The following is a 12,199-nucleotide window of genomic DNA, read 5'->3' as shown; positions in this document are numbered from 1 at the left end:
ATTTTTGTATTGGTTGCTACATTTGTTGCATCTGATTTTGGTGTAAAGGTAGGTACAGGTCCTTCTTTATCTTCTCCAAGTACCGGTGGTCTCGATAATGAAGTTCCATTCGTAATCTTACTTGGCTTGGTTTCATAAGTGATGTCATTGGCATAAGCTGTTAGAGTTGTAATTCTACCTGTTCCAGTAAAGCTTACTCTTGAATACACATCCGTATTGATTACCGTGGTACCACTGGCCAATTTAATGACACTTCCGGTCGAACCAGCGTTCACTCTTAAATCCGTAATTTTTCCAGATGCTAGAGACAGTAATACTGTATCATCCACCAGCACACTCGGGAACGTTCCTTTTAAGATGGTTTCTTGCTTACTTAGATTACTGCCATCTAATCTTAGACTCTTATAACCTTCACCCGTCATGCTAACTTGTTCCAGTGTACTGCCGTATTTTGCTGTAGTCACATCAACCGTCGTATTGCCTCTAAGAAGTACCCTGACATCACCTGTGGTTTTTTCCACATTCATGTTACGAATCCTAGAATCTTCAATCTCAATCGTACTTTCGCCACCGCCCTGAACGCTTAAGGTACCAAGGACAACAGCGCGATCAAGATCAACATCACCGGTTCCTATATCCTTATGAATGGTCAAGTTATTGGTATAGATGGTCCTGCTTATTGTGGTGCCTTTTTTATCAATAATGTGATTAGACGTGGTAACAACCTGTTCACCATCTAGAAGTCTCAGTAAAATAACACAGGCTTCCGCTCTGGTCAGAGCACCGAGTGGACGGTACATCTTACGATTGTCACCGGTAATATAGCCACGGCCAAACACCGCTTCAACACTATCCTTGGCCCAATTAGATATGTCCTTTGTATCTAAAATGCCGGTTAGTTTGGTGGTTGTACCGTAATTAGGTATGACTTTGGCAATCATGCTGGCCGCTTCTTGTCTAGTAATATTATTGTCCGGCTTAAAAGTGTTATCTGTGTAACCTGTGATATAGCCGGCTGCAACCGCTTTTCTAACTTCATTATAGTACCAGTCTGTTGTCTTTAGATCTTTCATAGTTATATTCACTGTACCCGTTACCCCTAGGGCTTGATTCAGCATCTTACTAAACTCAGCCCGAGTCACCGCTTGATCCGGTTTGAAGGTGCCATCTGTATAGCCTTTTATAAAGCCTTCTGTTACGCCTTTATAGATGTCTGTCTCTGCCCAGTGTCTATTTGTGTCCGAAAAAATACTTGCTGCTTGAGCTTTTGGTCCAAAGCCCATGGATACAACAAGTACAAGCATAGATAAAACTATTTTACTGATTGATTTTTTCATGTGTGTACCCTCCATTATATTTCTTTACTCATCCATTAGACGTAATATGCTTCAATACGTTCCTTAAATGGTGGTAATCTTCTAAATCTCATATAAGTATAGCACTCACTTTTTTAGATTTCAATGAATTATGACAATGATTTATCAAAATGTCATATAAGGATTTATCCTGGTTTTCTATAACTCTTTTTTAATGCTTTTTCTTCGTCTATAGGCTTCCAGTCGAATGGCATCATCAATCTCAAGGTCTTTTTCTCCACCCAAAGATTCAATATGATGAACAAACTCATGGTGCAAGGTCTTTTTTAACTCTTTGTAGATCTTTTTTTCTGATTTTGATTCATAAAGTTTTTTGAACGTGCCATAATAGATAATAATCTGTCTACCTAATATACGACTGCGATGGTACTCGCCTTTTATATATAGCTTGTCTGCTTTTCTACTCTCAGGATGTAACTTCTCTTCCGGTAGTAAAAGCACACCACCATTAAGCTCTTCAAAAAGTATTGGTGGTAAGTCTTCTTGTATGTCATCCAACATATCTCTTATTGCTTCCATCGATGGAAATGTATCTGTCTCTGCCATAATAGCCTCCAAACAAGTCCGCTCATCTAAGCTTTCTCATATCTTCAAGGTTCATCCAGGATGTCATCACCCTTGGTTGCATCATAACATATTGGCCTATATATTGACCATTAAGAAAAGATAAAAATTAAAGCCTCTGGTAAAAGTTAACTGAGTTCTTGGTCTCTTAGATAAGCTCAACAACCTGTTCCGTAAAAATACGTACCAAATCAGCATCAAACTGAGTGCCAGAACACTTGATGGTCTCTTCAATGGCCTCTGACTTGCTGAGACCTTTTCTATAGGAACGGTCTGAAGTCATCGCATCATAAGCATCTGCAATTGTAATAACCCTAGCTTCTATTGGTATTTCTTCACCCTTTAAACCCTTTGGATAGCCTCTTCCATCCCATCGTTCATGGTGTGCCAGTATGAAATCTGCAATATCTGAAAATTCATTGGCTGAACTCAATATACGGTAGCCAATCTCTGAGTGTCGCATGATATCCTTCCACTCCGCTTGTGATAAAGCTTCAACCTTATTAAGAATCATATCACCGATCCCAATCTTACCGATGTCATGCATGAGACCGGCAATACTTATTTTTTTTATCTCATCTTCTCCAAGTCCCATCTTTTCTGCCATGAGTTCACAAATTCGACCCACTCTTTTAGAATGAAACATTTCTCTATTGTTTTTTTCATAGAGAGAATTGATGATCAAATCAATGGTTCGACTCCTAAGGCTGGCATTTACAAATACTTTATTTCTATACATATCATCTTCTGCTTCTCGAAAAACCTCAATCATAGATTTATGTCGGTCACGTTTAATAGCGTAACCGATTGAAACTGATAGGATGATATTTTCACTGCTATCCTCCGAAATATCACTGTTGATTGCTCGAATAATATTCTTCACTTCTTCTTCATCCGTCGATGGTAATAAAAGTATAAACTCATCGCCACCCATTCTGGCTACAATATCACCCTTTCGGCAATTTTTCTTCAGTATATTAGCAACTTTCAGTAAGAGCAAATCACCTGTTTCATGGCCAAATGCATCATTGGTGAGTTTTAGGCCATTAACATCTGCCATCATGAGCGTCAATGGTAAACTATTCTCGACGTCTAATTTTTTCAAATAATCTTCATAAAAACGTCTATTATAAAGGCCTGTCAAATAATCATGGTAACTAAGATATATAATATTTTCCTCAGCTTTTTTCTTTTCTGTTATATCCATGCCCACACCTGTAAAATAGGTCTGATTATCAATATAAAGCCGTACCCCATTAGATACTATATCCATTTTCTTACCATTTTTTAATTTTAGCTTTGCTTCTACTTCGCTATAACCTGTTTCTAAGACTTCTTCAACCGCTTTTTGTACCTTATGGAAATCATTTTCATCAAACCATTGATTCAAGGTCATCTGTGCTAACTCGTCTGAAGAATAGCCGGTCATGGTTTCATGTTTTTTATTCCAGCGTATGAGCTTGCCTTCCATATTATAGACATATAAATAACCGGGCAGACTTTCAAGTAAGGCTTCAATGAATGTCTTTTCTTTGGTTAGATCACTTTCCACTTTGATACGTTCTTGAATCTCTTCTTCCAGAGATATGTTCATTTCTTGCAACTCATTTGTTCTGTCTCTTACTTGATTTTCTATTGTCTCAATAACTGTTTTTAGAGCTTCTTGTGCTAATACTTTTTCACTTATTTCTTCTTCTAAGACTGCATTTATTTCTTCTAATTCAGCATTGGCCTCTTCCAGGTTATTTGATTTTTCTCTTAGGCTTTCTTCATAAGACTGATACAAACTCAATTTTTCTTGCTGACTTTTTTCTAGTTTCTCTTTCTCATAATGTATACACATCTTAAGAATAGCTTGTTTTTCAAGCTGCTCGATTTGAAGGTGTAGCAAATGACATATGGTAATAAAACTGGATTTTGCCGGATCTAGATTGAAATCACTATCCTTGCTCTCTATTTTGTAAGTATCTTGAACCAACCAACTGGCTACTTTTTTTCCGTGGGCCATAAGATCTATAACACCATATAGTTTTTCTGATGTTTTACATAAGTATACCTGTAAATGGTCTTTAAAGTAGATTTTTACCATTGACCGTGCACTAAAAAAAAGATTACTTTGTGTTTTGATTCGTTGAATGAAATCCTCAAACAGGTCCCTTTGATCCTTTATTTTCGTCACTGGTGTCCCACTCAAATCAAAAACAATATTGAATAAGCCTGAGTATTTATTGAACTTCTCCTGTGTGTCTTGTAACTCTTTCAGCTCATAGATTGTGAAATACTCGTTGCTTTTGTGCTTCGTCATTTTTTCTCTAGTGGCTCTATTGTCCATAATCTGCCTTTCATTTGCCGTTGCTATTATAATAATCTATATTTTTTACTGATGTAGGTTATTGGACCAAAAGAACCGTCTCTCTTGTCGAGACCACTGATCACCTTATCGTTACTCTATTGCGTCCATTTTCTTTGCTTTCATACAGTAAGCAATCTGCTCGATTAATTATTGACTCTAGAGTATCGCTCTTGCGCATGATGGTGGCGCCAATCGATATTGTGATTTTCAGATCTGTGTTGCTTCGGTCCACAGAGCTATTTTCCACTAACATTCTAAGTTTTTCACACAAAACTTCTAAACTTATACTATCCGAATTCGGCAAAATTAGAATGAACTCTTCACCACCCCATCGGCCAACAATATCACTCGTTCGTAAACCTTTTGTTAATGTTTTTGCCAGTACCTTTAAAGTTTCATCACCCATGAGATGACCATAGGTGTCATTGACCTTTTTAAAAAAATCAATATCTATAAAGGCAATACCAACCGATACATCAAGTTTACGTGCCATTTCCATCTGATACATTAAATTCTCATCTAAAAAACGACGATTCGGCAACCCTGTCAATTGATCACGATAGGCAATTTCTCTTAGTTCAACAAGTTCAAAAAATTCAGCAAACTTATCCACTTCCTCTATGAAAAGCTCAACTGCGCCAATATTCTTACCATTTTCTATAATAGGTGTTGTTCTCACTTTTACATTAATGCGGCTTCCTGATTTATGCTGTAAATAAACATGTGCATCTCTGTTTTTCCCATCCTTAATGGTTGCATGTAAGGGACAACCACCAAAGCAAAGTTTATTTCCTTTTTCATCTACATGATTTAAGATATTATCATAACAATAACTACCAACAACTTCCTCGGCTTTATAGCCTGTGATGCGCTCGGCTCCTTGGTTCCAAAAAGTGATTTTGCGGTCCACATCCACAAAATACATCCCCTCATAAACATAATTCAGTAAATTCTCATATAATATTCTCTTATCCATGATAAGACCTCTTTCTTAACGCATAATTTCCTAAAGACCAAAATGATATCAGCTTTTTATTATAATCAATCACAATACCCTTCAAATCTTTACTATTCCTAGATTTTTATATTTTATTCTTGGGCAAGTGTCTCTGAGATAACCGGTTCCACTGGCTCAGATGGCTCGAACTGATAATAACCACGCCAAGTAAAATGATCTTCAGCTTCTAGTATCAGAGGGTTACCACTAATGAGATTAAAATATGTTTTGCCATATCCTCTTGTAAAACAAGTCGGTTTATCCTCTTTAAGATATCCAAAGCTACCCAAGCCATCTGTCAGCATCCCTGCTGTTAGAATGGGCGCTATACCGCTAGACCTAAGCTGGAACTGATGAATTGTCTGCTTGTTTTTTGGTAGGGCATAGCTGTTTAGGTAGGTTGTGTTTTCTGTATATGTCCCCATCAAATCATAATACCGAATAGAATCCCACCAACCATTCTGAGTCTGAAGTCCAAAATATTGGATAATCTCTAGCGACTTTTTTGCTATTGCATCTACTTTTATATCCACCTTATCATGATCTATCGTGTAAGTAATGACTTCTTTAAGTGACGAGGTGTCATCATTATAAGCTTGAACTTGATTGATCACTTGTATGGTTAAGGTTTTGCAAACCAACCATGTGTCCGTATAGAGTGGATGACCGTCAACACCAAAGCGCACATACTCTGTATAGGCGGTCATTTCTCCCGTATCGTCACCATTAGAGCCATGCCAGCCACCGGTATAAAAGGGCAAATCGATATCATCCATTTCAAGGGCTCGCATCATATATGGGCTAATCCAATCTGTTCCAATTTCCATCTTATGATAATCACCCATCTGAGGAACCTTCGACAAAGATAATCGACTTAAGCCATAAAGTTCATTTATCCCCACACGGTCAAAAGTTAGCTTAAGGTCCACAGATGCCATATGCACTTGTAAAACACCATCACCACTTAGATGAACCCTTAACAAGGTATTTGATTCTAATATTTCCTTCGCGTCCTTTTCTATTTGTGTATTGGCATGTAGGACAGGACACATAACCATAAGGACAATCAGCATCATCCATACAAAGACAACCATTTTTTTAATCATCTTGCTCACTCTGATAGGCTATGTCCATCTGCTTAGCCTATATTACCCCTTCATATTTATCATTTATGCCATAACGACACTATTTTTATTATTCTATTCCTTATTATAAAGCATCTTAGTCCATAGTTAAAGGCATTTGATTGGGAATAATATCTATCCACCAGAACTATAGCAATCGTAACCTTAATTACCAAAAGATCCGTCAGCCAATTGAATGGCTAACGGATCTTGCTTATAATTTTATGGTTGTTCGAACCAAGAGAACTGTCACTTTGGTTAGCTTCTTTTTTTAATTTTAAAACCTAGGCCACTAATTGCGATACCCAATCCATAGTAAATACCTATTGGTATACCGGAAGTTTTTGGCAATTCCACATCAGCACTAGCATCTGCTTCTGGAATCTCTTCATCTAAGATCTCTATAGCTACTACCGGTTCAACAACATCTACTTCCGGTAATGCTTCAGGTGTAGTTTCGTCTACAAGATCTAGGAATACTTCAGTTTCTGTTTCTGTCTCTTCTTCCTGTTCTGGTTCTGGTGTTGACCTTCTTCTCGATTCTGGATTGTTAGGCTCAGTATCTTCGTCAAAGACCGCATAGAAAGTCATATCGCTTTGAACACCTTCAACCGTGTAAGATGCATCTGTTGAAACAATCGATTCACCATCCGTCCAATGGATAAAGAAGAATCCTGTCTTAGCTTCAGCTGTCACTGTAGCACTACCGTCTGCTTCAACTATTTGTTCTGAAGGACTTGCAGTACCCATACCCGGTTGTTCGGTTGTCGCAAGTACTGTGAATGTTTGATCAACCACCGGTGGTGCAACCTCAAATACAGGTGTTGGTCCAAATTTATTAGATGAGCTTGAAACCCTTACATTTCTTGGATTTGGTCTATAGCTATCATCCCCTTCATCCAATTCTTTATTTAAATTATACAGCCAAGATACAAATCTGTAACCCTCAGAAGCTATGGCTTCAAAAGTTATAATCGTACCATCTGGTAAAGTAACATTAATGGTGTCACCACTTGATTGGGCTGTTGTATCAGTATCGCTGAAAGTAGCTTTGATGCTACCAGCTAATGGGTTATTGATAATACTATCATCTGTACGTTCTTTAATAATTGGTGTGATTTTGATGTCAAAATAATCTATTGGAACTTGTGTTGGGGCATTTCTAAAATACACTGGTGTATCGATTTTATTTTGCTTACTATGAAGATAGGAAGGTGTCCAAATATAGTCGCCGTCTGCTGGGAACGCATCGCTTTTTGCCCAAGCGCCATTAGGATTTTTAATAACTGTCACCTTTGTCCAAAGATCCGAATGCGCCATATAGGCTTCTTCATACCAGAAATTTCCTGCAGCATCTTCTTTCGGCTCGCCTTCGCCTGTATAGTAATACCATGTTTCATCTGTTACGCTATACCGTTCATCACGAACTTCAAGTACCATCTTAAACCCTGCAATGGTTTTGTCACCTTTACCTGTTAATTCATGACCATCCCATGCCTTTGCTGCTAAAAATGGATTTCTGCTTAAGTCGTGAATATAAAATAGATTTGCTTTGTTGTAATTGCTTGGTGCATTCCATTTTTTTAATAAGCCGGCTTTTTCTTGCCCGTCTATATAAAGCCTTGCACCATCATCTGCTGCCATCCATAAATTAACAGGTAATGCTACTTCTACTGTATCTGAAACTGTACCTTTTGTCACGAGCATAACTGTATAAACCAAATCATCGTTTTCAATGATCCATTCATCATACTCATAACTTGATGCTTGCTTCTTAACTACCACGTCAAGGTCTGTACTATATTCATCCTCACTACCTTTGACTCGGTATCTGGTTTCTGTTTCCGTTTGTTTTTGAATGACCACTACAGTAATTTTTTCGGATTTTTCCCAACCTTCACCTTCATTGGTTTTAAACTCTAAGGATGTATAAGACTCCAAAGATTCGTAGGTCTCGCCTTTTTTTCTAAGGCCGCTTCTAAAGCTTCCTCAACGGTTTCATATCTCGTGCTATTATTGCTCTTAGAAAAAGCGTACTCTGTAATGCCATCAATCTCTCTTCTCCAAATATTAATATCCTTTATGCTAGATTCTTTAGTCGTTTCTACTTCAAAGTCTTTTTTTTCTATTTCAAAAGTGCTTTGCTCTTCTTCGACTTTTGAATAATGAGCGTCAACGGTTAACTGATAAACAGTACCTGGTGTTAAGTCATTAAAAGTTTTTGATGTTGTCGTAACGTCTTTAACTTTACTTTTTCCACTTAATTGGTAGTCATAATCATTTAAAATATAGCTACCATCTGGGAAAGTTACAGACCAAGAAGCTTCTGCAGATGTTTCATCAACTGGAGTAGTAGCAATGCCCAAAATTGGAGTAGTTGGTTCAGTTTCGGCATTAACTATATTCATACTACTGAACATTAATGATAACGCTATTGCCAATGATAATACTTTTTTCATTTTTTTCATAATTGCACCTCATCATTATAAGTTTTTTCTCACTTCATTCTGGCGGTAAGTACGCTATTTTCAGCCTCATTTTAAGGAAAACGGGGTTAACCAAATCATTCTTTATTGTTGCCACTAAATACATTATATAAAATAGCCGTTACATATGACGGACATCTCTGTTACATCGGCGTGACACCCAAAAAAAAACACTAGCGATATTCGCTAATGGTTTTTTTACATGAGAATTATCTTCTTAGAGCCGGGAGAACCATCGCTGTGGTTACCTCTGGTTTAGATAAACCTAACAGCTGTACCATATACAATGACTTCAGCAGCACCTTGCATAATGGCACTAGATGCATAACGAACATTAACAATGGCATCTGCGCCCATTGCCTCTGCTTCATCCACCATTCTTTTAGTACCGAGCGCTCTTGCCTCATTCATCATTTCATTATAACTAGATAATTCTCCACCAACCATAGTCTTAAAACCTGCCATGATGTCTTTTCCCATGTGTTTGGATTGAATTGTACTACCTTTTACAATCCCTAACATTTCAAGTTCTTTACCTGTAATATAATCAGTATTTACTAAGATCATCGTCATCCTCCTTGTCAATCTCTTTTAATCTAATGTTGGTTAAAGGGTCAAAACTAAGTTTCACTAAATTTACATACAATATATAGATTACGTTGATGCATTCATAACTATATATTGTATGCAAAAGTTCAACTATATAGTTTTGACACCTTAACCAATGTTGAGTGTATAAATAAGTGTAGCTATTACTATAATAATAATTACCGCGATGATTCCTAATACTGCCTTAATGCCATCCGGTATATTCATCAACATCCCCGTTAAAATCAAAGTTAAGTAACCCAATAAGTATGATGTGAGTATACCCCCTACAAGAATCGGAGCTATTTTTTTATTCATATCATTACCCCCTTACCTGAGCGACGGTTCTTTTGGTTAGAAACCGTCCCTCTAGTCTACCTCTGGTCAGCTAGCCCTTTTAATACTTTATCTTCATTATACATCAATAAGAAGATCAAGCCAATGACGCAAAATACGGCTGCAAATACCGCTGTTAAACGAATTCCCATCTCATTACTACCATTTTGCCTAAGTAAAAGTAAAGCGCTCAGTATTAGCATGGATATCATTTGACCAATCTTGGACACAAAGGTCCGTGTTCCAAAGAACATACCTTCTCTTCTCGTTCCTGTCATAATCCCATCATACTCAGCAATATCTGCAATAACAACGTTTGGTAAGATACCAAATATTGCCATTGGTATTGAAGCGATAATGACCAAGATATAGGCTTGAAGGGTAGGTGAAAAAGGTAGTTTCCCTAGGAAAATACTATATATAAAGGCTGCGATAAACATTGAAAACGCAATGATCAGCAGTTTTTTCTTACCAAATTTCTTCGCCAATACATTAACCGGTGCATAAAAAATAAAAGAGCCTACGCCTAATAGAATGAATAAGATGCCCAGCATCTCTTCAGGTCGATCCAATAATACGGTGATATAATAAAGCAATGCATTTTGAAATACTGTTATCGCCACCCAATATACCAAATCTGACATGGCGAAGATTGTAAATTCACGATTTCGAAAAGTTGCCTTGATGGATTCAATCATTTTAATATCTGAGGGAATCGATTCACAGTAGCGTTTCTCATCGATTGCAAATACAGGTATCAATAAAAATATAAGTCCGATGACGGCAAAAACTACAAAAGCCAGACGGACAGCATTTTGTTTATCCATACCCATATCAACAAATGCATTCCATAAGATAGGCGCTTGAGATGCCAATGCAAAACCAATGAACCAAGTGACGGATATATAGGTTGATAGATTGAGTCGCTCTTTAGGTGTGTGGCCAAGTTCAGATAACAATGCCATATAAGGGGTTACATACATTGTAAAAAACAAATAAAACAGAAGCAGAGACACGGTTAAAAAAATGGCATTATGCACACTCTCACCATTGATAGGGTTCCAAAAGACCAACACCGTTAATGCCGCAAAAGGCACCGCCGCTCTTCTCATATAAGTGATACGTCGGCCTTTTGGGGATCTACAACGGTCACTTAATGTTGCAATCCAAGGGTCGGTTACGGCATCAAAAAATCTACCCAGCATTGTAATCATACCAATAATGGTCAAGAAACCAAAAAGTGCTATTTGTGGAATCACCACCATAATCCCTGATTTTTCTGTAGGTATATAGTAGAAAATAAGATAGGTTCCAATAATCCCTGATAGCAAAGACCATCCCAATTGTCCAAGTGCATAAGCTATTTGCTTTGAAAACGGTAATTTTTCTTTCATTTGCTCCTCCGCAATTCTAGTTTTTAATATAACCCTGAGCCATTTCAATCAATATGGCCAACTGATTCTTACCTTCTACTTCACCATCACTACTTAAAATATTGCCACGTAGGATTAATTTTTGTGATAGACTCATCAGACTATGGGTAATGGTCGTATAAAAAATATTGTTGTCGATTTCCGTTTTTATCGACCCATCCTTTTTACCTCGCTCTATGGCGTCAAATGCTATCTCTTTCATGTCTATGATATTTTTTTCATAATTCTCTAATTGTTCCAGGCCAATCTGTTCTTCAACAACATAATTGTCGAATTGTTCAAGTAGTGTAAGAAAATCAGGATACGCTTCATACAGCTGAATAAAAAGTTTTAAAATATAAGATACTTGTTCAAACCCCGTCATACGCTTATAATAATCACCTTCAAAAGGTTCAAACATCAACTGTATTTCTTCTTTACACATCCAATTGACCGCTTCAGTTACAAGGTCAAACTTGGTTTTAAAATAACGGTAGACCGTTGCTACGCCAACTTCTGATTCCAAGGCAATATCCGTCATCTTTGCTGATCGAATGCTTTTTTCCTTAAACACTTCTATGGCGGCAACCAATATATCTTCTTTTCTCTTTTCTTTCTGCTTATTTATTTCATTCATGCGTTTACTTTTAAGCTTCATACAAGCATCTCCCTTTGTGATAGATGGTCTATCACTATGATACTTATTATATCACAAGCTTCAAGATTGTCAATTGGAACCGGGGGTGGAACCGGGGGGACGGTTCTTCTGGTTGTTCATTGATTACTCTGCTTAGTAGGTCGCAAGAACCGTCCCTCCGGTTGCTGAAAAAGGAGTGGCGGGTCATGCGGCATATGTAAATGAGATTGATTATAAAGGGAACCCAGTAAATATGTTAAAGTATTTTGAAGAAAAAGTAATCAAAGAAAATGTTGTACGGACAGAATTTCAATGGCTAACAAACA

Annotated in this window: 11 protein-coding genes; all 11 read right to left on the bottom strand. The window is 37.4% G+C overall.

Annotated elements, in window-relative coordinates; all coding sequences use genetic code 11:
- On the bottom strand, positions 1–1,337 hold a 1,337-nt coding region (locus AC6F8J_RS11255), incomplete at its 3' end, for an S-layer homology domain-containing protein (RefSeq protein ID WP_500723425.1).
- Between the two features lie 177 nt (positions 1,338–1,514).
- Positions 1,515–1,922, bottom strand: coding sequence for a metallopeptidase family protein (locus tag AC6F8J_RS11250; protein ID WP_275842851.1), 408 nt, complete (start codon positions 1,920–1,922; stop codon positions 1,515–1,517).
- Between the two features lie 166 nt (positions 1,923–2,088).
- The gene (locus AC6F8J_RS11245) at positions 2,089–4,272 is read right to left on the bottom strand and encodes a diguanylate cyclase domain-containing protein (protein ID WP_500723424.1); all 2,184 of its coding nucleotides are present in this window, start codon (positions 4,270–4,272) and stop codon (positions 2,089–2,091) included.
- A 100-nt stretch (positions 4,273–4,372) separates the two neighbouring features.
- Positions 4,373–5,269: a sensor domain-containing diguanylate cyclase gene (locus AC6F8J_RS11240; protein WP_275842849.1), complete on the bottom strand. Its 897-nt coding sequence runs from the start codon at positions 5,267–5,269 to the stop codon at positions 4,373–4,375.
- Between the two features lie 113 nt (positions 5,270–5,382).
- A complete protein-coding gene (locus tag AC6F8J_RS11235; protein ID WP_500723423.1) occupies positions 5,383–6,396 on the bottom strand; it encodes a hypothetical protein in 1,014 nt (337 codons plus the stop codon).
- A gap of 276 nt (positions 6,397–6,672) precedes the next feature.
- On the bottom strand, positions 6,673–8,355 hold the full coding sequence (locus tag AC6F8J_RS11230) for an InlB B-repeat-containing protein (protein ID WP_500723422.1): 1,683 nt from the start codon (positions 8,353–8,355) through the stop codon (positions 6,673–6,675).
- Positions 8,334–8,882 carry a fibronectin type III domain-containing protein gene (locus tag AC6F8J_RS11225; RefSeq protein ID WP_500723421.1) on the bottom strand — a complete coding sequence of 183 codons (549 nt, stop codon included), beginning with the start codon at positions 8,880–8,882 and terminating at the stop codon, positions 8,334–8,336. The genes AC6F8J_RS11230 and AC6F8J_RS11225 overlap by 22 nt, the downstream gene beginning before the upstream one ends.
- Before the next feature lie 273 nt (positions 8,883–9,155).
- Positions 9,156–9,467 (bottom strand): heavy metal-binding domain-containing protein, encoded by a 312-nt coding sequence (locus AC6F8J_RS11220; protein ID WP_500723420.1) that lies wholly within the window; start codon positions 9,465–9,467, stop codon positions 9,156–9,158.
- A gap of 150 nt (positions 9,468–9,617) precedes the next feature.
- Positions 9,618–9,806 (bottom strand): hypothetical protein, encoded by a 189-nt coding sequence (locus AC6F8J_RS11215; RefSeq protein WP_500723419.1) that lies wholly within the window; start codon positions 9,804–9,806, stop codon positions 9,618–9,620.
- A gap of 56 nt (positions 9,807–9,862) precedes the next feature.
- Positions 9,863–11,218, bottom strand: a complete 1,356-nt coding sequence (locus AC6F8J_RS11210) for an MFS transporter (RefSeq protein WP_500723418.1) — start codon at positions 11,216–11,218, stop codon at positions 9,863–9,865.
- 16 nt (positions 11,219–11,234) lie between these two features.
- Positions 11,235–11,894, bottom strand: a complete 660-nt coding sequence (locus AC6F8J_RS11205; protein WP_500723417.1) for a TetR family transcriptional regulator — start codon at positions 11,892–11,894, stop codon at positions 11,235–11,237.
- Between the last annotated feature and the right edge of the window lie 305 nt (positions 11,895–12,199).

It is taken from the genome of Petrocella sp. (assembly GCF_059865615.1).
The sequence above is the reverse complement of the archived record's forward strand: the minus strand, read 5'-3'. Positions and strand labels throughout refer to the sequence as shown.

Excerpts from the sequence above, each read along its gene's own strand:
- AC6F8J_RS11205 (WP_500723417.1), bottom strand. The coding sequence starts at position 11,894 with ATGAAGCTTAAAAGTAAACGCATGAATGAAATAAATAAGCAGAAAGAA.
- AC6F8J_RS11220 (WP_500723420.1), bottom strand. The coding sequence starts at position 9,467 with ATGATCTTAGTAAATACTGATTATATTACAGGTAAAGAACTTGAAATG.
- AC6F8J_RS11250 (WP_275842851.1), bottom strand. The coding sequence starts at position 1,922 with ATGGCAGAGACAGATACATTTCCATCGATGGAAGCAATAAGAGATATG.
- AC6F8J_RS11215 (WP_500723419.1), bottom strand. The coding sequence starts at position 9,806 with ATGAATAAAAAAATAGCTCCGATTCTTGTAGGGGGTATACTCACATCA.
- AC6F8J_RS11245 (WP_500723424.1), bottom strand. The coding sequence starts at position 4,272 with ATGGACAATAGAGCCACTAGAGAAAAAATGACGAAGCACAAAAGCAAC.
- AC6F8J_RS11210 (WP_500723418.1), bottom strand. The coding sequence starts at position 11,218 with ATGAAAGAAAAATTACCGTTTTCAAAGCAAATAGCTTATGCACTTGGA.
- AC6F8J_RS11235 (WP_500723423.1), bottom strand. The coding sequence starts at position 6,396 with ATGATTAAAAAAATGGTTGTCTTTGTATGGATGATGCTGATTGTCCTT.
- AC6F8J_RS11240 (WP_275842849.1), bottom strand. The coding sequence starts at position 5,269 with ATGGATAAGAGAATATTATATGAGAATTTACTGAATTATGTTTATGAG.
- AC6F8J_RS11225 (WP_500723421.1), bottom strand. The coding sequence starts at position 8,882 with ATGAAAAAAATGAAAAAAGTATTATCATTGGCAATAGCGTTATCATTA.